Annotated in this window: 19 protein-coding genes and 1 pseudogene; 11 read left to right on the plus strand and 9 right to left on the minus strand. The window is 72.7% G+C overall.

Annotation, left to right across the window (positions count from 1 at the left end):
* Position 1: 1 nt before the first annotated feature.
* Complete coding sequence (locus tag FHX44_RS29660) at positions 2–604, minus strand: alpha/beta hydrolase (RefSeq protein WP_246170661.1); 603 nt, start codon at positions 602–604, stop codon at positions 2–4.
* A gap of 232 nt (positions 605–836) precedes the next feature.
* Here FHX44_RS29660 and FHX44_RS29665 point away from each other — a divergent pair, with 232 nt between their 5' ends.
* Together FHX44_RS29665 and FHX44_RS29670 are read left to right on the plus strand one after the other, a co-directional pair.
* Positions 837–1220: an OB-fold nucleic acid binding domain-containing protein gene (locus tag FHX44_RS29665; protein WP_147258799.1), complete on the plus strand. Its 384-nt coding sequence runs from the start codon at positions 837–839 to the stop codon at positions 1218–1220.
* Between the two features lie 126 nt (positions 1221–1346).
* Positions 1347–2024 (plus strand): DUF3159 domain-containing protein, encoded by a 678-nt coding sequence (locus FHX44_RS29670; RefSeq protein WP_246170662.1) that lies wholly within the window; start codon positions 1347–1349, stop codon positions 2022–2024.
* A 129-nt stretch (positions 2025–2153) separates the two neighbouring features.
* On the opposite strand, the gene FHX44_RS29675 is transcribed toward FHX44_RS29670, so the two are convergent.
* Both FHX44_RS29675 and FHX44_RS29680 read right to left on the minus strand, forming a co-directional pair.
* Positions 2154–2810: a potassium channel family protein gene (locus FHX44_RS29675; RefSeq protein WP_147258800.1), complete on the minus strand. Its 657-nt coding sequence runs from the start codon at positions 2808–2810 to the stop codon at positions 2154–2156.
* A 5-nt stretch (positions 2811–2815) separates the two neighbouring features.
* On the minus strand, positions 2816–3478 hold the full coding sequence (locus FHX44_RS29680) for a potassium channel family protein (RefSeq protein ID WP_147258801.1): 663 nt from the start codon (positions 3476–3478) through the stop codon (positions 2816–2818).
* Positions 3479–3546: 68 nt separating this feature from the next.
* On the opposite strand from FHX44_RS29680, the gene FHX44_RS29685 reads away from it, so the two are divergent.
* Entirely contained in the window at positions 3547–5589 is a 2043-nt protein-coding gene (locus FHX44_RS29685; protein WP_147258802.1) for an APC family permease, read from the plus strand.
* On the plus strand, positions 5586–6773 hold the full coding sequence (locus FHX44_RS29690) for a class I SAM-dependent RNA methyltransferase (protein ID WP_147258803.1): 1188 nt from the start codon (positions 5586–5588) through the stop codon (positions 6771–6773). Before FHX44_RS29685 ends, FHX44_RS29690 begins: the two co-directional genes overlap by 4 nt.
* Here FHX44_RS29690 and FHX44_RS29695 read toward each other — a convergent pair.
* Both FHX44_RS29695 and FHX44_RS29700 read right to left on the minus strand, forming a co-directional pair.
* On the minus strand, positions 6763–7953 hold the full coding sequence (locus FHX44_RS29695; protein WP_147258804.1) for an ROK family transcriptional regulator: 1191 nt from the start codon (positions 7951–7953) through the stop codon (positions 6763–6765). The two genes, FHX44_RS29690 and FHX44_RS29695, sit on opposite strands and share 11 nt — an antisense overlap.
* A 37-nt stretch (positions 7954–7990) precedes the next feature.
* The gene (locus FHX44_RS29700) at positions 7991–8617 is read right to left on the minus strand and encodes a CGNR zinc finger domain-containing protein (RefSeq protein WP_147258805.1); all 627 of its coding nucleotides are present in this window, start codon (positions 8615–8617) and stop codon (positions 7991–7993) included.
* Between the two features lie 31 nt (positions 8618–8648).
* Between FHX44_RS29700 and FHX44_RS29705 the strand changes: the two genes are divergently transcribed.
* Positions 8649–9053 carry a RidA family protein gene (locus FHX44_RS29705; protein ID WP_147258806.1) on the plus strand — a complete coding sequence of 135 codons (405 nt, stop codon included), beginning with the start codon at positions 8649–8651 and terminating at the stop codon, positions 9051–9053.
* A gap of 4 nt (positions 9054–9057) precedes the next feature.
* Here the strand turns inward: FHX44_RS29705 and FHX44_RS29710 are convergent, their stop codons facing one another.
* The 3 genes from FHX44_RS29710 to FHX44_RS29720 form a co-directional block, all read right to left on the minus strand.
* Positions 9058–11004 (minus strand): primary-amine oxidase, encoded by a 1947-nt coding sequence (locus FHX44_RS29710; protein ID WP_147258807.1) that lies wholly within the window; start codon positions 11002–11004, stop codon positions 9058–9060.
* Positions 11001–12572, minus strand: coding sequence for an APC family permease (locus tag FHX44_RS29715; protein ID WP_147258808.1), 1572 nt, complete (start codon positions 12570–12572; stop codon positions 11001–11003). Before FHX44_RS29715 ends, FHX44_RS29710 begins: the two co-directional genes overlap by 4 nt.
* Before the next feature lie 135 nt (positions 12573–12707).
* Positions 12708–13292, minus strand: coding sequence for a TetR/AcrR family transcriptional regulator (locus tag FHX44_RS29720; protein ID WP_147258809.1), 585 nt, complete (start codon positions 13290–13292; stop codon positions 12708–12710).
* 116 nt (positions 13293–13408) lie between these two features.
* Between FHX44_RS29720 and FHX44_RS29725 the strand changes: the two genes are divergently transcribed.
* Entirely contained in the window at positions 13409–14620 is a 1212-nt protein-coding gene (locus FHX44_RS29725) for a macrolide family glycosyltransferase (RefSeq protein ID WP_147258810.1), read from the plus strand.
* Between the two features lie 15 nt (positions 14621–14635).
* Complete coding sequence (locus FHX44_RS29730) at positions 14636–17164, plus strand: Tex family protein (RefSeq protein ID WP_212612709.1); 2529 nt, start codon at positions 14636–14638, stop codon at positions 17162–17164.
* A 48-nt stretch (positions 17165–17212) separates the two neighbouring features.
* Here the strand turns inward: FHX44_RS29730 and FHX44_RS29735 are convergent, their stop codons facing one another.
* Positions 17213–17632, minus strand: a complete 420-nt coding sequence (locus tag FHX44_RS29735) for an SAM-dependent methyltransferase (protein WP_212612710.1) — start codon at positions 17630–17632, stop codon at positions 17213–17215.
* A 68-nt stretch (positions 17633–17700) separates the two neighbouring features.
* Between FHX44_RS29735 and FHX44_RS29740 the strand changes: the two genes are divergently transcribed.
* From FHX44_RS29740 to FHX44_RS29755, 4 genes and pseudogenes are all read left to right on the plus strand, one after another.
* Positions 17701–18684: a TIGR03557 family F420-dependent LLM class oxidoreductase gene (locus FHX44_RS29740; RefSeq protein WP_147258812.1), complete on the plus strand. Its 984-nt coding sequence runs from the start codon at positions 17701–17703 to the stop codon at positions 18682–18684.
* 301 nt (positions 18685–18985) lie between these two features.
* Positions 18986–20731, plus strand: a complete 1746-nt coding sequence (locus FHX44_RS29745) for a DEAD/DEAH box helicase (protein ID WP_246170663.1) — start codon at positions 18986–18988, stop codon at positions 20729–20731.
* A gap of 137 nt (positions 20732–20868) precedes the next feature.
* Positions 20869–22221, plus strand: coding sequence for an MFS transporter (locus FHX44_RS29750; protein ID WP_147258814.1), 1353 nt, complete (start codon positions 20869–20871; stop codon positions 22219–22221).
* 38 nt (positions 22222–22259) lie between these two features.
* Positions 22260–22450 (plus strand): annotated as a pseudogene (locus tag FHX44_RS29755) (dihydroxy-acid dehydratase domain-containing protein); the annotation flags it as partial.
* Positions 22451–23524 lie beyond the last annotated feature (1074 nt).

The following is a 23524-nucleotide window of genomic DNA, read 5'->3' on the forward strand; positions in this document are numbered from 1 at the left end:
GTCACCGGCCTGCGCCGGTCGCCCGCTGCCAGGCCAGCACGGCGGCGCTGCCGAGCACGGCGGGGTCGGCGCCGAGCGCGGCGAGGGTGGTGGTGCGGATCGCCGCGCACGCCAGTGCTCGCGCCCACGCGCGGGCCGTGACCAGCGGGTGCACCGGGTCGTCGACGACGGCGGCGATGCCCACCGGTACGGCGAGCGAGCCGAGCGCGTCCAGGTCGGGGGCGGGCTCGGCCGCGGCGGCGTCGAGCGCGTCGGCCAGCCCCGGCCCGTACCCCGCCCACGCGCGGGCCAGTTCCTCGGCCAGCCACGGGGGAGCGCCCGCACGTGCGGTCGCGACGGCAGCCGCGAGGCCGCCCGCTCGGACCTGCGCCGCCGTGGCCCGCGCCGCCGCGGCGGCGGGTGCGCCGTCGGGGGCGCCGGTCCAGGCCGGCATCGCCACCAGCACGCCGGCGAGCCCGGCGGGCGCCCGGTCGGCGGCCCACGCCGTCGCGACGTGGGCGCCGAGTGAGATCCCGCCGACGAGGAACGCCCCTGGCCGCTCGGCCGCGGCGTCGAGTGCGGCCCGGTACCCGGCGACGACGTCCACCCCGGGCCGCGGCTCCACCGCGTCCAGAGCGAGGCCTCGCGCCGTGAGCGCGGTCTCGAACGCGTTCCGGACGAACCGCGCATCCGAGCCGGAGCCGGGCAGGATGACGGCCCGGACGGCGCGACGGGCCGACCGCTCGCCGTGACCTGGCGAGAAGGTGGCCGGTGAGGTCGGCGAAGATGGTTTCCTGCGAGTTACGCTGGGAACATATCGGGCCCCGCGTGGGGGTGCCGAGCGAGCTGGGGGAGAGATGACCAGCAGCGATGGCGGTGCGTTCCGCCGCATGCTTCGCCGGCTGACCAGTGATGTGGACGAGCTGGACGCCGATGACCTCGAGGCCGGTTCGCAGAAGTCCGGCGCGCAGCGCGCTTCCGACTGCGCCTGCGGGCAGGAGGTCACGATGCTCGGGCGGCTGCGCAGCGTGGAGTTCCGGCCGCACGACGCCGACGCGTCGCTGGAGGCCGAGCTGTTCGACGGCACCGACGGTGTCACCCTGATCTGGCTCGGCAGGCGACGAATCCCCGGCATCGAACCCGGGCGCACCATGCGCGTGCGTGGGCGGCTCGCCCTGCGGGACGGGCACAAGGTCCTCTACAACCCGTTCTACGAGATCTGCCCAGCCAACACCCCCTGATTCCCTCCGGCCGCACCGGCGGGCCGGGCGGGTACCCTCGGCGCCGCCGGCCTGCCGGCACGCGCTGCAGCACCTGGAACCGTCGAGACATGCACCGGGCCTCCGGGTCCGGGCGCTAGGAGCACCGTGACCCACGGCCCGAACCCAGGCCTCCCTCCTGAGTCCGAGACCGACGGTCGGGCGGCCGACGGGTCGCGGGAGGAGCGCGAGTTCCCCACCCTGCTCGAGCAGATGGGCGGCGTGCAGGGCGTCGTCGCCTCGACGATCCCGGTCGCGGTCTTCGTCGTCGCGAACGTGGTGTTCGGGCTGCAGCCCGCGGTGATCTCCGCGCTCGCGGCCGGTGTCGCGATCGCGGTGTGGCGCATCACCCGCAAGCAGGCGCTGCAGCCGGCCGTGTCCGGGCTGCTGGGCGTGGGCGTCGCGGCGTTCATCGCCTACCGCACCGGCGAGGCCCGCGGTTTCTACCTGCCCGGGCTGCTCTTCAGCGCGGTCTGCGGGCTGGCGTTCCTGGTGTCGATGCTGGTGCGCTGGCCGCTCGCCGGAGTCGTCTGGCACGCCGTGAACGGCGACGGGCAGTCGTGGCGGGCCGACCGGCGGCTCCTGCGCGCCTACACGTTCGCCACCGCGCTCTGGACGCTCGTGTTCGCGTCCCGCGTGGTGGTTCAGGGCTGGCTCTACAACGCCGACGAGGAGACGTGGCTCGGCATCGCCCGGCTGGCCATGGGCTACCCGCTCGTCGGGCTGGCGCTGCTGGGCACGATCTGGGCGGTTCGCCGAGCACGGCGCGATCCCGCTCCGGCGTGACGATCAGGTAGCTGACCCGGAGGCCGAACACGGGCAGAAGCTGGACCTGCGGATCCTGTGGCGGGACGGCCGCAACCCGCAACCACCACCGCCAGCCACACCCGACGGCGACGTGGAGGAAACACCGTTCTAGACGCCCAGTGCGTCCCGGATGTCCTCCTCGACGGCGGACGTGGCGACGAACAGCAGCTCGTCGCCGGGTTCGAGGGCGTCGTCGGCCTGGGGGACGATCACCCGGCCGCCGCGGAGGATCACCAGGAGCGCCGAGTCGACCGGCAGCTGCAGGGACTTCACGGGCTTGCCCGCGAGCGGGGTGTCCTCGGGCAGCGTGACCTCCACGAGGTTGGCCTGGCCCTGGCGCAGGGTCATCAGCCGCACCAGGTCACCGACGGCCACCGCCTCCTCCACGAGCGCGGCGAGGAGGCGGGGGGTGGACACGGCGACGTCGACCCCCCAGTTGTCGTTGAACAGCCACTCGTTGCGCGGATCGTTCACCCGGGCCACGACGCGGCGCACGGCGAACTCGGTCTTGGCGAGCAACGACACGACGAGGTTGACCTTGTCGTCGCCGGTGGCGGCGATGACGACGTCGCAGCTCTCCATGCCGGCCTCCTCGAGGGAGGCCAGCTCGCAGGCGTCGGCGTGCACCCACTCGGCGCGCTCCACCGCCTCGGGCTCGATGTTGGCGAGCTCACGCTCGATGAGCATCACCTGGTGCTTGCTCTCCACCAGCTCCAGCGCGATGGAGCGGCCGACGGCGCCGGCTCCCGCGATCGCGATGCGCATCTCTCTCAGCCTTCCTGGGGCGGCGCGCCGGCCGCTGCGGTGACGTCGCTGACCGTGCCCGACACGGCTGCGACGTAGATGGTGTCCTCGGCCTGCAGGGCGGTGTCCGGACCGGGGAGGACACCGGTACCGAACCGCACGATGAACGCCACGCGGCAGCCGGCTGCGATCTCCAGCTCGCGGATCGGGCGGCCTATCCACTCCTCGTGCACGGGCAGCGGCAGGATCGCGACGGTTCCCGTGGGCTCGCGCCACGCCGACGCCACGCCGTCGGGGAGCAGCATCCGCAGGAACCGGTCGGTGCTCCACGGGACGGTGGCGACGGTCGGGATCCCGAGCCGCTCGTAGACGGCGGCGCGCTTGGCGTCGTAGATGCGAGCGACGACGTGCTCGACGCCGAACGTCTCGCGGGCCACCCGCGCGGAGATGATGTTGGAGTTGTCGCCGCTGGAGACCGCGGCGAAGGCCTGGGCCTGCTCGATGCCGGCTTCCACGAGCACCTCGCGGTGGTAGCCCTCACCGACCACCTGCTTGCCGCGGAAGTCGGGGCTCAGCCTGCGGAACGCCTGCCGGTTGCGGTCGATCACCGCGACCTCGTGGCCGAGCCGGTCCAGGCCGGCGGACAGAGCCGCCCCGACCCGCCCGCATCCCATGATGACGACGTACACCGCACTGCCTCCCCGGGTCGCGGGAACGCTATCGCGTGGCGACCTGCCACACCGCATAGGCTTTCCCCGTGCCCAAGCTCGGCATCGCCCTCAAGCGCGTCCTCGTCGGGCGGCCGCAGCGCAGCGACCGTCTCTCCCACACCTTGCTCCCCAAGCGGGTCGCGCTGCCCATCTTCGCCTCTGACGCGATGTCCTCCGTGGCATACGCGCCGGAGGAGATCTTCCTGACGCTGTCGGTCGCGGGGATCTCGGCGTACGCGTTCTCGCCGTGGGTCGGCCTCGCGGTCGTGGTCGTGCTGCTCACGGTCGTCACCAGCTACCGGCAGGTCGTGCACGCCTACCCGTCCGGCGGAGGCGACTACGAGGTGGCCACGGTCAACCTCGGCCGGAGGGCGGGCATCGCCGTCGCGAGCGCACTGCTCGTCGACTACACGCTGACCGTCGCGGTCTCGATCTCGGCGGCAGCGGCGAACGTCGGTGCGCTGGTCCCGTACGTCGGTGAGCACAAGGTCGCCTTCGCGGTGGCTGCGATCGTCGTGCTCACCGCCATCAACCTGCGCGGGGTGCGGGAGTCGGGGGTCGCGTTCGCGGTGCCGACGTACCTGTTCATGCTCGGCGTCGGCTCCATGATCATCTGGGGCCTCACGCGGGTGCTGCTGCTCGGCGAGGTGGTGCGCGCGCCGAGCGCCGACGTCGAGCTGCTGGCCGAGGGTGACGCGTTCACCGGGCTCGCGCTCGCACTGCTGATCCTGCGGTCGTTCACCCAGGGCTGCGCCGCTCTCACCGGCGTCGAGGCGATCAGCAACGGCGTGCCCGCGTTCCGCAAGCCCAAGTCCCGGAACGCGGCGACCACGCTGCTGCTGCTCGGCGTGATCTCCGTGTCGATGTTCTCCGGCCTCATCGCGCTCGCGCACCTCACCGACGCGAAGGTCGCCGAGCACCCCGAGACGCAGATCGTCTCGGCACCGCCCGGCTACGTGCAGCAGACGCTGGTCGCCCAGCTCGCCGACGCCGTGTTCCACGACTTCCGGCCCGGGTTCGTCTTCGTCGTGGTCGTGACGGCGCTGATCCTCGTGCTGGCTGCCAACACCGCCTACAACGGATTCCCGGTGCTCGGGTCGATCCTCTCCCAGGACCGCTACCTGCCGCGACAGCTGCACACCCGCGGGGACCGGCTCGCCTTCTCCAACGGCATCGTCGTGCTCGCGGCCGTCGCGATCGTGCTGGTCGTCGGGTTCCAGGCCGAGGTCACCCGCCTCATCGCGCTCTACACGGTGGGCGTGTTCACCTCCTTCACGCTCAGCCAGTCCGGCATGCTCCGCCATTGGAACCGGCTCCTCGCCACCGAGACCGACCCGGTCGCCCGGCGGCGGATGATGCGCTCACGCGCGATCAACGGGTTCGGCGCCGGGATGACGGGGCTCGTGCTGGTCGTCGTGCTCATCACGAAGTTCACCCGGGGTGCCTGGATCGCGATCGCCGCGATGGCAGTGTTCTACGTGATGATGCAGGCGATCCGGCGCCACTACGACCGGGTGGCCGTCGAGCTGGTGGCGGGGGAGACCGACGCCGTCCTCCCGTCGCGCAACCACGCGATCGTGCTCGTCTCCACGCTGCACAAGCCCACGCTGCGCGCGCTCGCCTACGCCAGGGCCACCCGCCCGGACCGCCTGGAGGCCGTGACCGTGAACGTGGACGACGCCGACACGAAGCGGCTCATGCGCGAGTGGGACCGGCGCAAGCTCCCGGTTCCGCTCAAGGTGGTGGAGTCGCCGTACCGGGAGATCACCAAGCCGGTGCTGGACTACGTCAAGCGGATCCGCAGCAACAACCCGCGCGACGTCGTCACCGTGTTCATCCCCGAGTACGTCGTGGGCCACTGGTGGGAGCAGATCCTGCACAACCAGAGCGCGCTGCGGCTCAAGGGCAGGCTGCTGTTCCAGCCGGGTGTGATGGTCACGAGCGTGCCGTGGCAGCTGCGCTCGTCCGAGCGGGTCGTCACCCGCAGGCCCGAGACCGCGCCGGGGTCGTCGCGGCGCGGCTACGAACCGGTGGTCGGCGACGACGGTGCGGCGCCGGCCAAGGCGACCGCGGGTCAGCGGCGGCCGTGAAGCAGGCGGTCTCGGAGCCGGCGCTCGACTGGACCGATCGGGTGCTGGAGCTCGACGTCGGCCCCGTCGCGCACGGCGGGCACTGCGTCGCCCGCCACGAGGGCCGGGTGGTGTTCGTCCGGCACGCGTTGCCGGGGGAGCGGGTGCTCGCCGTGGTCGTCGAGGACGCAGGAGGTGGGTTCTGCCGGGCCGACGCGGTGGCGGTGCGGGAGGCGGCGCCGCGGCGGGTGCCTGCGCCGTGCGTGTGGGCGCGGGCCGGTGGCTGTGGCGGCTGCGACTTCCAGCACGCCGACCCTGCGCTGCAGCGTGAGCTCAAGGCGACGGTGCTCGCCGAGCAGCTGCGGAGGCTGGCGGGGATCGAACGTGCGGTGGAGGTCGAGGAGTTGCCCGGCGGCGCGCTCGGCTGGCGCCACCGGGTGCGGCTGGCCGTCGACGCCGACGGCAGGGCCGGGCTGCGCGCGCACCGCAGCCACGACGTGCTGCCGATCGCGGACTGCCCGATCACCCCGGCCGGCGCGCTCCCGCCGGTGCTGGAGCAGCATTTCGCGCCGGGGGGCGAGGTCGAGGTGGTCGTGGACGCCGACGGCACCACGCACTTCGACAGCACCGCGCACGTCGGGGGCGGCCCCGCCGTGCAGCGCGCCGCCGGCCGGGAATGGCTGCTCTCGCCGGGCGTCTTCTGGCAGGTCCACCCGGCGCTGCCGGACGCGCTCTCGTCGGTCGTCGCGGAGTGGGCGGCCGCGCCCTCCGGCGGCGTCGCATGGGACCTCTACGGCGGCGTCGGCCTCTTCGCGGCGGTGCTCGCCGGGCAGGTGGGGCCGGACGGCGAGGTGGTGGTCGTCGAGTCCTCGGCCCGGGCCGTCGCCGACGGCCGGGCGGCGCTGGCCGACCTGCCGCAGGTGGGTTGGCGCATCGGGCGAGTCGAGCGCGTGCTGCCCACCCTGGAGGGCAGGCCCGACGTGGTCGTGGCCGACCCGCCGCGGCGAGGGCTGGGCCGCGAGCTCGTCGAGGCGCTGTGCGCGCGCGGCCCCGGTCGCGTGGTGCACGTGGCCTGCGATCCGGCGGCGCTCGCCCGGGACCTGGCCCTGTTCGCCGCGCGGGGGTATCGCCTCGCCGAGCTGCGCGCGTTCGACGCGTTCCCGATGACCCACCACTTCGAGAGCGTGGCCCTGCTCACGCCCTGAGCATGAGGTGGAGCGCGTGCTCGCGGACGCGGTCGACGCTCCGCTTGACGGCGCCGAGCATCACCGCGTCCCCGCCGAGGGTCGAGGCCAGCAGGCGGGGCGGCGGGTCGCCGCGGCGGGCCAGGCGCTCCTCCAGTGTTGCGAGCAGCGGGCCGCAGGACGCGGCCACCCGCCCGGCGATGATCACCCGTTCCGTGTCGACCAGGCTGGCGAGGGTCGCGATCACCCTGGCCATCCGCTCGGCGACCCGCTCGACGACCCCGGCCGCGAGCGCGTCGCCCGCCCCGGCCGCCGCGAACACGGAGGCGGCGTCGGGGTCGGGTGCCAGGGAGGAGCGCGCCCCCGGCTCGGCGAGCGCCTCGCGCGCCCACTCGCGCGCGGTCTTCGCGATGCCGTCGGTGGACCCGACACCGTCCACCAGGTCGAGGAAGCCCATCTCGCCCGCACCGCCGCGGACGCCCCGGACCAGCCGCCCGTCCTCGACGATGCCTGCGCCGAGCCGCTCGCCGGCGAGCAGCGCCACGAAGTGCCGGACGCCGCGGCCGTGGCCCCGCCAGCCCTCGGCGAGCGCGGCGAGGTTCGCGTCGTTGTCGACGACGGTCGGCCAGCCGTGCCGCGCCTGCAGCCGCTCTCCCAGGTCGGGGTTCATCAGCTCCCAGTACGGGTTGCCGCGGAACACCGTGCGGCCTCGGGCGTCGACCGGTGCCGGCACCCCCACCGTGACGCCCAGCACGCGCTCGGACGGCAGACCCGCGAGCGCGCCCGCGATGGCGTTCCGCACCGCCGCCACCCGCTCCGCGGTGCCGGTGAACCCGGCTCGCGGTGGGCTCTGGTGTCTACCCCGCTCGGCGCCCCGGAGGTCGGTGACGAGCGCGTCCACGCGGTGCTGGCCCGCGTCCACACCGACGACGAGACCGGCGAGCGGGTCGAACGCGTACCGGCGGGCGGGGCGTCCCTTGCGGTAGTCGCCGTGCTCGCGCTGGTTGGCCACCTCGCGCACCCAGCCGCGCGCGATGAGCTCCTCGCAGACGTCGTGGACCGTGGCGCGGGAGAGACCGGTGGCGGCCATGAGGTCGGTGCCGGTGACCGCCGGCGCGTCCCACATGTGGTCGAGCACGAGCCGGGCACTCGCCTCGCGCACCATTCGCGAGGACGGCGCCACCATCCGCTCCGGCTCCACGGCGCCAGCTTAGATTTGACGCCCCTACGAAGCCGCTCTACCCGGAGCGCCGCGCGCGGTGCGTGCGGATCTTGGCCCGGTTGCCGCAGCGTTCCATCGAGCACCACCGGCGCCGGCCCGGCCGCGAGGTGTCGACGAACAGCAGGCCACAGTCCTCGGCGTCGCAGACGCGGATCCGCTGGGCGAGCGGCCCGCCGAACAGGTCGACGGCATCGCGCGCGATCGTGGCGAGCGCCGCGGCGGCCGTGGGGTCGACGACCCTGCTGCCGCTGCCCTCCGGTCGCAGTGCCGGTACAAGCGGCGGGGCGGCCGCCGCGGCGTTGAGGACGGCGATGTCGGCGGGCCGCGGGGCGCCGGCGGCGAGTTCGTCGACGAGGCGGCCGACGGCGTCGCCGTCCGCGGGCCGTGGGTTCCCGCTGGCAGCGAGCCCGTAGGCGAGATGCGTCATCGCCGTGCGCAGCGGCCGCATCGCGGCGAGGTCGGCCTCGTCCGCGGGGAGGGGCGGCAGCCCGAGGACCACTCCGAGCAGCCGGCCCAGGTCGTCGGGGCTGTGCACGATCTCCCAGCGCGCCAGTGCGCCCTCGCCGCCCGTGTGCACGAGGTCGAGGCACGGTCGTCCGGTGCGGAAGCGCCTGCGGAGATCGGCCGGCGATCCGAGGTACATGTAACCACTATAAATGGTTACACTCACGCGCATGACGACTGCCACCCACATCAATCCGGATTCCATGCACCGCAACCCTGCATTCAGCTGGGTCGTCCGGGTGCCGGCAGGTGCCGACACGATCTACGTCGGCGGGCAGAACGGCGTCGGACCGGACGGCACGGTGGTCGGGCCCGGCGTCGGCGAGCAGACCAGGCAGGCGTTCGTGAACCTGCGGACGTGCCTCGAGGCAGCCGGCGCGGAGGTCACCGACGTCGTGAAGTGGACGATCCTCTGCGTGGAGGGCGTCGACATCCAGGAGGGCTTCGCCGCGTTCAGCGAGTTCTGGCCGCGGGACGCCGCCCCGCCCGCGATCACGATGGCCTTCGTGGCCGGACTCGGCGTGCCCGGTGCGGTCGTCGAGATCGAGGCGGTGGCGGCCGTCCCCGCGGCCTGAGTTCTCAGCCGCCGTGGCAGTGCGGCGCCGACGGCGGGAGGCCGAGTGAGGGGTTGCCGTCGAAGAACCCGCTGGGCTTGAGCATGAACCCGATGGTGCTCACCGGCATCACCGGCCAGTCCTCCGGCCGCACCACGTGGTGGGCCCCGAACGTGTACCAGACCACCACGTCCCGGCCTTCCAGCGGCCGGTCGCCCGCCACGTACGCCGGCAGTCCCTGCCCGCCCGGGTGCTGGTTGGGGTAGTCGCCCGCGGCGTACCGCTGCGTGTCGTCGGCCGCGGTGACCCACAGCTGGTGCTGCGTGAAGCCCGCCCGCTGGGCGAACAGCGCCTCCCCCGGGTACATCGGCGGCACGTTCGCGCCGGGCATCAGCGCGTACGCGGTCGGGGCGCCGAGCGCGGACGTCCGCTCGGCGCTCTCGATCTTCCAGTACCGGGCCCTCGACGCGTCGAGGTCACGCTGGGCCACCGCCTCGCTGGCGAGCACCGTTCGGTGGGTCTGCCAGGCGTTGCCGTGCGGGTTCTCCGGGCCGGGCGGGCTCGGCGCGGAGTCGATCTCCACCACGGTGTTGGCGGTGCCGTCCACGGTCATGTCCAGCCGCACGCAGAAGAAGTGCTGGTGATGGGGCCCGTAGAGACCAGGGGCGACGAGGGTGCCGTGCGCCGGTTCCTCGCCGGGGGCCACCGCGCCGGTGGAGATCACGCCGGTGAGCTTGACCTCGTACTCGATCGTGCCGTCGGTGTAGAGGTACCAGAAGTAGCCGTACTCGTAGTTCCCGACGGTCACGATCGTCGAGACCACCAGCCTCCTGCGCCGGCGCACCTGCACCGCCCCGGTGCGGAAGTCGGTGTGCTTCCAGGCGATCCCGGCGTCCTCCTCGTGCATGCAGACCGCGTTCGGGATGGTGACGGGGGCGCCGTCGTTGTCGTTGACGACGCCGTCGAAGTAGTGGATGTGACCCACGCAGTCGCAGCCGAGGGTCAGGGAGTTGGCCAGCCATCCGACGCCGTACTCGCCCTGGTCGAACACGTTCTTGAACCGGTGCGTCGGCGCCGGGTCGCCGTAGGGGACGTACATCTCGGCGAGGGAGGCGCGGTAGACGATCGGCCGCCCGTCGTAGCCGACCTCGTGCAGGACGAGCCCCTCCCGCGGGGTGAACCCGATCCGCAACTGCCAGCCCAGCCACGTCACCGCGTGCCCGTCGACGGTGAAGCTCGGCCCGTCGGGCTGGGTGATCGAGATCGGGGAGACGTCGGTGCGGTAGGCCTCGACCGCGGGCACGTTGCCGGGTTCGAAGAGCCAGGGCTCCTCGTAATTGCCCGGCCGGCCGGGCAGCGGCACGACGCCGTGGTCGGCGACCTCCACCACCTCGCCCGCATCGAGGTCCACCACCACGACCAGGCCCTCGACCGGCCGGGCGTAGCCGTGCTCGCCGGGTGCCGAACGCACCCAGGTGAGCGGGCGGGCGATGCGGCGGGCCGACGGGTCGTCCTCCGGCCCGGTCCAGCTGGACGCCCACGGGTCGATCATGGCGAGGGAGAAGTCCTCGATCCCGCGCCTGCGCATGGCCTCCTGCCAGCGGGGATCGGCCTGGACGATCGCCTCGCAGGACGTGAACTCCTCGGCCATGATCGGCGGCTGCACGCCCTCCACGGGCGTGCAGGACCGGACGGCCCGGTCGGTCAGCGACACGACCGCCTCGTAGGTCGTGCGCGCTGCCCGGTCGTAGAGCACGACGTGCGCCTCCCGCGGCAGCGGCGCGGCGTCCGGCGTCCAGGCGAGGACGGCGGACTTCGGCGGCTCGTGCAGGGCCACGAACACGAAGCGCGCGGAGTCACCGAGGCCCTGCTCCGTGCGCAGCACCGCGGCCGCGGTGACGATCTCGTCGGCGGTGAGCGGCTCGAGCGGGTGGGCTGCGGCGGTGACGGCGGGTTCTTGGACGGCGGTCATGCTGCGGCTCCGGTCGGCTCGGCGTCGGTCTCGGGGACTTCGAACTGCCCGATGCGGGCGTAGCGGTCGGGGTAGCGGCTGCGCAGCACCAACCCGAGGACGAGGCCGCCGACGAACACCGCGAGCACCACCCAGGGCAGCAGCACGATGAACGCGGCGTCGTCCGCGCCTGCGAGGTCGTAGCGGTTGACGACGAGCAGCGTGCACGCGCCTGCCATGGCGGCGAACCCGAGGACGGGGGCGACGAGCGTGGACCACCAGCGGAAGCCGTCGCGCGCTGTGGTGCGGAAGTAGCGGATGATCGCGATCGAGACGAGCGCCTGCACGCCGAGGATGCCGAGCACGCCGAGCAGCGGCGACCACGTGCCGAGCTTGAGCAGCGCGCCCTCGTTGCTCGGGTCGTAGAGCACGAAGGCGAGGCAGTACAGGCCGACGAGGGCGGTGACCGCGATCGAGGCGGTCACCGGGCTGTGCCGGTGGGACGTGCGGGCGAGCGCGGTGGGCAGCACGCCCTCGCGGCCGAGCGCGAACAGGTAGCGGGCGCTGGTGTTGTAGAACGCCATCGCGCAGGCGAACGAGCCGGTGACGATGAGGATCTCCATCAGGACCGTGGCCCACGTGCCCACGTAGCGGTCGGTGAGCGGGTAGAACGCCGATGCGATCTCGCCCGCGTACTGCGCCTGCACGGCCTCGACCGCCCCCGTGAGACCCCAGCCCGTGACGTAGACGTAGGAGATGATCACGTACAGCACGCCGAGCCCGATGACCGAGCCGTACGTGGCGGTACGGGCGATCTTGTGCGGGTCGCGGGTCTCCTCGGCGTAGTTGGGGGCCATCTCGAAGCCGACCCACGACCAGAACGCCGCGAACAGCGCGATGCCGGACGCACCCGCGCCGAAGACCTGCACGGCGGCCGGGTTGTCGAAGATGGCGAGCGGGTTGAGCGGGGCGAGCGAGAAGCCCTCCGCGCCCCCGGCCGCGAAGACGCCGATCGCGAGCACCGCGAGCACGACCACCTCGGCGACCAGCGCAACCCCGAGCACCTTGGCGGTGAGCTCGATGTGGAACAGGGCGAACACGGTCATCAGGCCGAGCCCGACGATCATGTAGACCCAGGCGGGCAGCACGAGGCCGGTCAGGCTTGCCACGGTCGTCGACGCGAAGTAGCCCATCGTGCCGGTCACGGCGGCGGTGAACACCATGTAGCAGAGGGCGATCAGGAGGCCGGAGCCCAGCCCGAGCACGCGCCCGAGACCGCGGGTGACGAACGTGTAGAAGCCGCCGGCCGAGGTCACCCGCCGGCACATCGCGATGTAGCCGACCGAGAAGATCGTCAGCGCGACGGTGGCGACGGCGAACGCGGCCGGGGAGGCGTAACCACCGCCGAGCGTCGCCACGGGGACGTTGAACAGCATCGCGGCGAGCGGGGCGGCGCCGGTGACGATGCAGAACAGGACGGACGTGAGACCGAGTGCCCCGCCTGAGAGGCGGTCGGGCTGTGTCGATGAGTCTTGGCCGTCGGGGAGTGGGGCGCCCGCGTGCGGGCCGGCGGTGGGTGCGGCGGTCATGGCTGCTCCGGGGTCGAGGCGTAGGACTACCTCTGAGCAGCGTGAGCACGTCACGTGTCCGCCGTGTCACGGTCGGGTGAATGCGCTGACCCTCCGTGCCGTTGAGCGCCATTCAGGACGAAACGCGTTGCTCCATCAGGGGGAGAGGGCGCGCAGGGCCAGCTCCGTGACCGTGTCTGCATAGGCCTCGGTGAGCGGAGCCGTGCGCAGCAGCCACCGGTGGTAGAGCGGCCCCACGAGCAGCTCGACGGCCACGGGCACGTCCAGGTCGGCGCGCAGCTGCCCGGCCTCCTGGGCGGCGCGCAGCCGGTCGGCGATGGCCTGCAGCTGCGGCCCGAGCAACCGTTCGCGAACCATGTCGGCGAACTCGGGGTCGTCCTGCATCTCGGTCATCAGGGCGCGAGTGGTGCCCGAGAGCGTCGGGTCGGCGAGCTCGGCGACGATCGCGCGCACGACGCCGCGGATGTCGGCGGCGACGTCGCCGGTGTCGGGGAGCGAGAGGTCGTCCGGGTTCTCGTTCACCGCGGCGAGGAAGCCGTCGAGCACCACGGCGCCCTTCGACGGCCACCACCGGTAGATCGTCTGCTTCCCGACGCCCGCCCGGGCGGCGATCGCCTCGATCGTCAGCTTGCGGTAGCCGACCTCGTGCACGAGATCGGTCGCGGCGGTGAGGATCGCGCGGCGGGAGCGTTCGCTGCGCCGGGACGGGTCGGGGGGCACGGGGCGATCCTACTCACAGGCGAGACGAGACGAATCGTCTTGACAGGCTGGACGCGCCTCCTGCATCGTCGTGTGGCGAGACGAGTCGTCTCGTTCCGACGGGAAGAAGGAGTTCGATGGCGCACATCGCCATGGTCAGCATCCCGGCACCCGGGCACGTGAACCCGAGCCTGGAGGTCATCCGGGAGCTGGTGGCCCGCGGGCACCGCGTGACGTACGCGAACGACCCGGCGTGGGCCGAGACGGTGCGGGGCGTCGGGGCGGAGCTCGTCCCGTACGAGTCGACGTTGCCGTTCCACCGCGACGACTCCTGGGACGGCGACGCGATCGAGGCGCTGCGGCTCTTCCTCGACGACGCGATCGCGATGCTGCCGCAACTGCGAGCGGCATACGAGAACGACCGGCCCGACCTGTTCCTCTACGACATCGCGGGCGCCCCGGCCCGCATCCTCGGCGCCCAGTGGGAGATCCCCGCCGTCCAGCTCTCGCCGACCTACGTGGCCTGGGAGGGCTACGAGGAGGACATGAAGGAGACCACGGACGCGTGGAAGGCCGACCCGCGCGGCGCGGAGATGTACCGCGTCGAGCGGGAGTGGCTGGCCGCCAACGGCCAACCGCCCGTGGAGGGGTGGATGGGCCGGCCCGAGAAGTCGTTGGTGCTGATCCCGCGGGTGCTGCAGCCGAACGCCGACAGCGTCGGACCGCAGTACACGTTCGTCGGGCCGTGCCTGGCTCCCCGGCCCGAGCAGGGGGAGTGGACCCGCCCTGCGGACGCGGAGAAGGTGTTGCTGGTCTCGCTGGGCTCCGCGTTCACCGACCACCCGGACTTCTACCGCCGCTGCGTCGAGGCCTTCGGCGACCTGCCCGGCTGGCACGTCGTCCTGCAGGTCGGGAAGTACGTCGACCCCGCCGTCCTCGGGAACGTGCCGGCCTCGGTCGAGGTGCACTCCTGGGTGCCGCAGCTGGCGATCCTGGAGCAGGCCGACGCGTTCCTGACCCACGCCGGCATGGGCGGCTCGTCCGAGGGGCTGTGGACCGGCACGCCGATGATCGCCGCGCCACAGGCCGTCGACCAGTTCGGGAACGCCGACGCGCTCGTCGCGGCAGGGGTGGCACGCCGCGTCGAGTCGGAGACGGTCACCGCCGACGAGCTCCGCGCGGCGTTGCTGCAGCTCACGGGCTCGCCGCAGGTCGCGGCGCGCAGCGCCGAGATCCGCAGGGAGCTGCGCGAACAGGGCGGCACGGCGGAGGCCGTGCGGCTCATCGAGCAGGAGCTCGCGGCCGCGGCGGCGCTGCGGCCACCCCTCGGAGCGGAGCCGCGGGGCTAGCGGGACGATGTGCGGGTGACCAGCACGTCGCTCTCGACCCAGCAGCAGCCCCCGCCCCAGCAGCCCCAGTCGATCCCGCAGCGCATCGCCGACGAGCTCGGCGTGCGCCCGCACCAGGTGACGGCCGCGGTCGACCTGCTGGACGGCGGCGCCACCGTGCCGTTCATCGCCCGCTACCGCAAGGAGGCGACCGGGGCGCTCGACGACGCGCAGCTGCGCACCCTCGAGGAGCGGCTGCGCTACCTGCGGGAGCTGGAGGAGCGGCGCACCGTCGTCCTCGAGGAGATCCGCAAGCAGGGCAAGCTGGACGAGGCCCTCGAGGCGCGGATCATGGCCGCGGAGTCGAAGGCGCGGCTGGAGGACATCTACCTGCCGTACAAGCCGAAGCGGCGCACCAAGGCGATGATCGCGCGGGAGAACGGCCTCGAGCCGCTCGCCGACACGTTGCTGGGCGACCCGACGCAGGACCCGGCTGCCCTCGCGGAGGGATACCTGAACGAGCAGGTCCCCGATGCCGCCGCCGCGCTGGAAGGGGCCCGGGCGATCCTCGTCGAGCGCTTCGCCGAGGACGCCGACCTGATCGGTGGTCTGCGCGAGCGGATGTGGGCGCGCGGCCGGCTCGTCACGAAGGTGCGGGAGGGCAAGGAGACCGAGGGCGCGAAGTTCGCCGACTACTTCGACTTCTCCGAGCCGTTCACCAAGCTCCCCTCGCACCGGATCCTCGCGGCCTTCCGCGGGGAGAAGGAGGAGGTGCTCGACGTCGCCCTCGAACCGGAGGCCGAGCCCGTCGAGCCCGGCGTCGTCACCGACTACGAGCGCACGATCGCGGCCGCGTTCGGCATCCGTGACGAGGGCCGCCCCGCCGACAAGTGGCTCTCCGACGCCGTCCGGTGGGCCTGGCGCACCCGGATCCTGCTGCACCTCTCGATCGACATCAGGGTGCGGCTGCGCACGGTGGCCGAGGAGGGCGCCATCGGCGTCTTCGCCGCCAACCTGCGCGACCTGCTCCTCGCCGCGCCCGCGGGCAGCCGGGCCACGATGGGCCTGGACCCGGGTCTGCGCACCGGGGTGAAGGTCGCGGTCGTCGACGCCACCGGCAAGGTCGTCGCCACCGACACGATCTACCCGCACGCCCCGCGCAACGACTGGGAGGGGGCTCTGGCGAAGCTGACGAAGATCGCCGCGGCCCACGACGTCGAGCTGATCGCGATCGGCAACGGCACCGCGTCGCGCGAGACCGACAAGCTCGCGGGCGAGCTCGTGGCCCGCAACCCCGCGCTCAAGCTCACGAAGGTGATGGTCAGCGAGGCCGGGGCGTCGGTGTACTCGGCGTCGGCCTACGCCTCCGCCGAGCTCCCCGACCTCGACGTGTCGCTGCGCGGCGCCGTCTCGATCGCCCGGCGGCTGCAGGACCCCCTCGCCGAGCTGGTGAAGATCGACCCGAAGTCGATCGGCGTGGGGCAGTACCAGCACGACCTCCCCGAGTCGTCGCTGTCCCGGTCGCTCGACGCGGTGGTCGAGGACTGCGTGAACGCGGTCGGCGTCGACGTCAACACCGCGTCGGTGCCGCTGCTGCGCCGGGTCTCCGGCATCACCGAGAGCCTCGCCGCGCTGATCGTGCAGCACCGCGACACGCACGGCCCCTTCCGCGCCCGCACGGCCCTCGCGGACGTGCCGCGGCTCGGCCCGAAGGCGTTCGAGCAGTGCGCGGGCTTCCTGCGCATCCGCGGCGGCGACAATCCCCTGGACGTCTCCGGCGTGCACCCCGAGTCCTACCCCGTGGTGCACCGGATCCTGGAGCGCGCGAAGACCGACATCGACGCGCTGATCGGCAACGCCCAGAAGATCAAGTCGCTCAAGCCGCAGGACTTCGTCGACGCGCAGTTCGGGCTCCCCACCGTCACCGACATCCTCGCCGAGCTGGAGAAGCCCGGCCGCGACCCGCGCCCCGCGTTCCGCACCGCCACCTTCGCCGAGGGCGTCCACAAGATCTCCGACCTCAAGCCGGGGATGCTCCTGGAGGGCGTGGTCACGAACGTGGCCGCGTTCGGCGCCTTCGTCGACATCGGCGTCCACCAGGACGGGCTCGTGCACGTCTCGGCGATGTCCAACCAGTTCGTGTCCGACCCCCGCGACGTCGTGAAGTCCGGCGACGTCGTGCGCGTCAAGGTCCTCGAGGTCGACGAGGCGCGCAAGCGCATCTCGCTCACGCTGCGGCTCGAGGACGAGGCCGGCGGGGCGGGGCGGCCGAACCGTGGTGGCCCGCGGGAGCAGAACCGTGGTGCCCCGCGTGAGCAGAACCGTGGCGGCCCGCGGGATCAGAACCGCGACCGCAAGGGCGGGCCGCGCGAGCGCAAGGCAGGCGACCGCGGTCGCGGGGACCAGCGTGGCGGGGATCAGCGGGGTGGGGACCAGCGGGGCGGCGACCGTCGCGGTGGCGACCGGCGGGGCGCGCAGCGCCAGGGCTCGGGCGCGCCGGCGAACAGCGCGATGGCCGACGCCCTCCGCCGCGCGGGACTCGCCGGGGGTGACGGCAAGCGCTGACCGGAACCGGCCTCACGCGGCAGGTGCCACCTCCGCGTGAGGGCGCTCCTAGGGCTTGCGGCCGATGCCGCCGTAGGCGTCGACGCCCCGCGGGTCGCTGAAGGGTGTGGTCTCGGGCCGCCACAGCGGGCAGCTCACGACCCCCGGCTCGACGAGTTCCAACCCGTCGAAGAAGCCGGCGATCTCCTCCGGCGTGCGCAGCTGGTACTGCACCGCGCCGCGGTCGTTGTGCTGTTGCTGCGCTTCGTTGAGCGACTCGTTGGTGCTGGTGCCGCCGCACACCAGCAGGTGGCTTCCAGCCGGCAGCGCGGCGAGCAACCGCCCGACGATGGCGCGGGCCTCGTCGTAGCCGGTGATGTGCCCGAGCATGCCGCTGAGGATCAAGGCGACGGGCCGCGTGAAGTCCAGGGTGCGGGCCGCGGCGGTCAGGATCGTGTCGGTCTCGCGCAGATCGGCGTGCAGCGGCACGCGTTGCTCGTCACCCGCCGGGATCGTTCGCGGCGTGGGTGTGGGGCATTGCGGGTACCGCTGCCGACATGGCGAGCATCGGCTACTTCCTGTCCTGCGAGCAGTTCGGCCCGAAGGAGCTCATCGATCAGGCCAGGCGCGCGGAAGCCGCCGGCTTCGAGAAGCTCTGGATCTCCGACCACTTCCACCCCTGGAACGACGAGCAGGGGCACAGCCCGTTCGTGTGGGGTGTGATCGGCGCGCTCTCGCAGGCGACGTCGCTACCGGTGACGACCGCGGTGACCTGCCCGACGTTCCGCATCCACCCGGCGATCATCGCCCAGGCCGCCGCGACAGCGGCCGCGCAGCTCGACGGGCGGTTCGTGCTGGGCGTCGGCAGCGGCGAGGCCCTGAACGAGCACGTGCTGGGCGACCAGTGGCCCTCGGTCGGCGTCCGGCTGGAGATGCTGGAGGAGGCGATCGAGGTCATCCGGAAGCTGCACGAGGGCGAGGAGATCAGCTTCCACGGCACGTACTACGAGGTGCAGGACGCGCGGATCTACACGCTGCCCGCGGAGCCCGTGCCGATCTACGTGTCCGGGTTCGGCCCGCAGGCCACCGAGCTGGCCGGCCGGATCGGCGACGGCTACGTCACGACCTCGCCGGACGCCGACCTGATCCGGGTCTTCAAGGAGGCGGGCGGCGAGGGCAAGCCGGTGCAGGCGGGCACGAAGGTGTGCTGGGACCGCGACGCCGAGCGCGCCGTCGACATCGCCCACCGCACCTGGGGCAACCAGGGCCTGCCCGGCCAGCTCTCCCAGACGCTGCCCCGCCCGCGCGACTTCATGGACGCGCAGACGCTCGTCACGCGCGAGTCGACGGCGAACGCGGTGGCCTGCGGGGACGACGTGGACGCGCAGCTCGCGCAGATCCGCGAGTACATCGATGCCGGCGTCGACGAGGTGTACGTCTCCCAGATGGGTCACGACATGGAGGGCTTCTTCACGGCATGGGAGAAGGACGTGCTCCCGGCGCTGCGGCAGGAGGAGCGTGCTGAAGAACCGCGGCCGTAGCGAGCGGCGGCCAGGTGGCCGCATCGCAAGGCGGAGGAGGAGTCCCCTGCCGGGTTGTATCGGCGACGACGACAACGCAGCGGGGTGGCCGCCTGGGCGTCGCGCAGTAGGTCGGGGTTCTTCGGCGCGCTCCTTGGCCCCGGTGGGGGCGTGACGGCGATCACCTGGGACTATGTGAGGTCGGTGGTGTGTTGGACCACCTGAGACCGCACCGGCCAGGTAGTAGTCGTGCCGACGGCCCCGCGGGCTCATCCCGCGGGAGCGCCGTCGGTGCTCCCGTCCCTGCGACGGAAGACGATTCTTGATCGAGAACGAGCACGAGCTCGACCAGCCCAGCTTCTCCGACCTCCCCCGCTTCTCGGATCTGCCACTGCGCGAGGAGCTGCTGCGCGAGGTCGAGGAGCTGGGCTACCAGTACCCCAGCCCCATCCAGGCCCAGTCGATCGCGCCGCTGGTCGAGGGCCGTGACCTGCTCGGCCAGGCCGCCACCGGCACCGGCAAGACCGCGGCGTTCGCGCTCCCGATGCTGGAGCGCCTCGCCGAGCAGCGGTCCGAGCAGGGCCGCGGGGACGCGCCGTTCGGGCTCGTCCTCACCCCCACCCGTGAGCTCGCCCTGCAGGTGGCCGAGGCCGTCACCCGGTACGGGCGCGGCCTCCGCGCGCGCGTCGTCACCGTGTACGGCGGCGCTCCCGCCGGCCCGCAGTGGAAGGCACTGCAGCAGGGTGTCGACGTCGTCGTGGCCACCCCCGGCCGCGCGATCGACCTGATGAACCGCGGCGCCCTGCGCCTGGACGAGCTCGAGACCGTCGTGCTCGACGAGGCCGACGAGATGCTCGACATGGGCTTCGTCGAGGACATCGAGACGCTGCTCGACGCCACGCCGGACACCCGGCAGGCCGTCCTGTTCTCGGCCACCATGCCGCGGCGCATCGAGACGCTCGCCCAGAAGTACCTGCGGGAGCCGGTCACCGTCCGGATCCGCCGGGAGGCGGTGCCCGAGGGCGAGGCCCCCAAGGTCCGCCAGACGGCCTACCTGGTGCCCCGCACCCACACCACCGCCGCGCTCGGACGCGTGCTCGAGGCGGAGCGGCCGACGGCCGCGATCGTGTTCTGCCGCACCCGGCTCGACGTCGACGCCGTCACCGAGACGCTCACCGCCCGCGGCCTGCGCGCCGAGGCGCTGCACGGCGGCATGGACCAGGAGCACCGCACCCGCGTGGTCGAGCGCCTGCGCAGCGGGCGCACCGAGCTGCTCGTCGCCACCGACGTGGCGGCCCGCGGCTTGGACATCGACCTGCTCACGCACGTGGTCAACCACGACGTGCCGCAGTCGTCGGAGGCGTACGTGCACCGGATCGGCCGGGTCGGCCGCGCCGGGCGCGAGGGCGTGGCGATCACGCTCGTGCCGCCGTCGAAGGTGCACGCGATGCGCGCCGTCGAGCGGCTCACCGGGCAGCCGATCGAGTTCGCCCCCGTGCCCACGGCCGCCGACCTGCGGGCCGCCCGGCTGGAGCGCACCGCGGCCGCGCTGCGCGAGCGGCTCGTGGACGACCTGCGCGACGAGGAGTCCGGCGACGGTGTCCGCGAGATGCTGGCCGGGCTCGCAGGCGAGTTCGACCCGGTCGACGTCGCCGCGGCGGCGGTCCGGCTGCTGCAGGCGGCCACCGGCGCCCCCGACGACGCCGAGGACATCCCGGTCGTCACGCCCCGTTCCGGTGAGCGCCGCGAGCCCCGCGGTCGCGGCGGCGCCGCAGGCACCCGCCCGCCGAAGGCAGGCACGACGCGCCTGTTCGTCAACGCGGGTCGGTCGAACGGCGTGCGGCCGCAGGACATCGTGGGGGCACTGGCCAACGAGTCGAGCCTGTCCGGGCGCGACATCGGCGCGATCCAGATCCACGAGCGGCACGCGCTGGTGGAGATCCCCGAGCACGCCGCCGACGACGTGCTGCGCAGCCTCCGGGGTGGCACCACCCTGAAGGGGCGGCGCACGAACATCCGCCGGGACCGTGGTTTCGCCACGGCGGGGGGTCGCGGGCGCCGCGACTGACTGATCCACTCTGCACGAACGGCACTCCTGTCCGACGCTGGCGGACGGAGTGCCGTTCGTCGTCGCGGGATCAAATGTTGATCTCCGGTCGGCCGGACGGTTAGGTGTAGTCCTCTGATGAGCTCGAGGAGGAGCCGATGGCCGACGCGGGGACCGGGCAGGAGCAGGTGGTGGAGGGCGCGGTGCGCCGCGCGATGTGGCGGCTCTTGCCGTTCCTCGGACTGTGTTATCTGCTGAACTACCTCGACCGCGTCAACGTCGGGTTCGCCGCGCTGACGATGAACGCGGACCTCGGGCTGTCGGCGGCGGCTTACGGCCTCGGCGCCGGCCTGTTCTTCATCGGCTACTTCTTCTTCGAGGTGCCGAGCAACGTCATCCTGCACAAGGTCGGCGCCCGGCTCTGGATCGCCCGGATCATGGTGACCTGGGGGATCATCGCCTCGAGCACCGCGTTCGTGCAGGGCGAGGTCAGCTTTTACATCGTGCGGTTCCTGCTGGGCGTCGCCGAGGCCGGTTTCTTCCCCGGGATCATCCTCTACCTCACCTACTGGTTCCCACGCGTACAGCGGGCCAAGGTGGTGGCGCTGTTCTTCCTGGCCGTGCCGATCTCGTCGGTGGTCGGCTCGCCCATCTCCACGCTGCTGATCCAGTACGGCGACGGTGCGTGGGGCTTCGACGCCGGCTGGCGGTTCATGTTCTTCGTCGAGGGCCTGCCTTCGATCCTCGTCGGCTTCCTGGTGCTCCTGCTGCTGCCGGACCGGCCGCGCAAGGCGCGCTGGCTGTCGCCCGACGAGCGGGACGCGCTGGAGAAGAAGATCGCCGACGAGGACGCGGCGCACGTGCCGCACACCACCGGGCTGCGGGAGGGCCTGCGCGACTCGCGCGTCGTGGGACTGTCGCTCGTCTACTTCGGGATCGTGTTCGGCAACTACACGCTGGCGTTCTTCCTGCCACAGGTCGTCTCGGACCTGCAGGAGACGTTCGCGATCGAGTTCTCGATCGCGCAGATCGGCCTGATCACCGCGATCCCGTACGCGATCACGTGCGTCGTGATGATCTTCAACGCCCGGCACTCGGACCGCACCGGCGAGCGGCGGTGGCACGTGGCGGTCCCGGCCTTCATCGGAGCGGTGGGCGTCGCGTCGGCGCTGTTCATGGACTCGCCCTACCTCGTGATCGCCGCGATGACGCTCTGCGCCGCGGGGGTCAACTCGGCGATCCCGGTGTTCTGGCAGCTGCCCAGCACGTTCCTCACGGGTGTGGGCGCGGCCGCGGGAATCGCGATGATCAACTCGTTCGGCAACATCGGTGGCTTCGCCGGGCCGTACATGACCGGGTGGCTGCGCGACCTCACGGGCAACAACGAGGCGGGCATGTTCGTCGTCGCCGGGTTCATGGTGATGGCGGGGATCGTGGTCATGGTGGTCGGCCGGAGGCACGAGCGGGAGGACGTGCGGGCCGTACCCAGTGCCGTCGCCGGGGAGCACTGACGACGAACCTCCAGCCACGGAGCGCGGAGGTCACCCGGGGCCTCACGAAAGCGGTGCTGCACCTGCTCGCCATCGCATGGGAGGGGGCGTGCCCCTCGAGCTCGACGACTTCAACCGCATCGGCGACCGCGTGCCGCACCTGGCGGACGTGAAGCCGTTCGGCCCGCACGTGATGTCCACCGTCGACCAGGTCGGCGGGGTGCCCGTCGTCATGCGGGCGCTGCTCGACGTCCCTCGACGTCGAGGCCGACGAGCCCGAGCCGGCCCGGCGGCGGGCCTAGCGGACGCCGCCCGAGCCGACCCTGCGCACCGGGGTGCTGGGCAAGTACGCCCGGCTCGTGGGCTCCGCGGCCCAGGGCGCGGTCTGCGGCTGATCCACCGGCCCTGCTTCCGACCAACGGCGCGTTCGTCGGAACCTAGGCGACGAAAGGGCCGTTCGTCGGCGTGGGCCGGGTGGAGCCCCTCCGGCGTTGAAGCCTTCGACCAGGGCCTTCGGTGGCGCCTCCCGGCAAGGCCTTCGGTGGCGCCGCGCATCGTGCGGGGCCGCCCCTCAGAGCTCAAGGGCGCCTGCGGCGTCGCTGCGCGATCGCTGCGCGACCCTTGACCTCTGAGCCTCTGCGACCCCTGAGGGCAAGCCATGCGGGCAGGCCAGGGGCCTGCCCTTCGGGCGCGCGGCGCCACCGAAGGCGGTCCCACGGCCAAGATCGAGGCTCCGCGTGAAAACGGTCGAAAGCGACACGGCAACGCGCCGAACTGTCGATGACGCCGCCCGGGGCGCCGTCACATAGGCGACTTCACACACCCAGTACGGACTTCACACAAGGCCGGCCTTGTGTGAAGTCGCCACTGGGTGTGTGAAGTGGCTGTCGGCGGGGAGAGAGGGCCCTCGGGATCGGCCCGAGGAGTACATCAACGTCACCGCCGAGCCCCCGGTGTGCTGATCGGAGCGATCTCCGCAACCGGCGCACCCGTTCTCCGCCCACGCACCCCGTCGACCGGGCGCGTGGCCCGACACGGGGCGCGCGAGCACACCAGGTGCGTGACGGGCGGGAAGATGCCCGTGACCTGCCCGTGAGACCGGCCTGCTGGCGGCGCCGCGCACCCCCACTGGCAGGCCCCCGGCCTGCCCGCACCGCATGCCCGAGCGGCCGCAGAGGCTCGCAGGTCAAGGGTCGCGCAGCGATCGCGCAGCGACGCCGCAGGCGCCCTTGAGCTGGGAGGGGCGGCCCCCGCACAATGCGCGGCGCCGTCAGGAGGCCTTCGGTCAGGAGCCTTGACCGCGTTGCCTGTCTCTGTGCACGGC

The sequence above is a fragment of the Pseudonocardia hierapolitana genome (genome assembly GCF_007994075.1).
In the GTDB taxonomy this organism is placed as follows: domain Bacteria; phylum Actinomycetota; class Actinomycetes; order Mycobacteriales; family Pseudonocardiaceae; genus Pseudonocardia; species Pseudonocardia hierapolitana.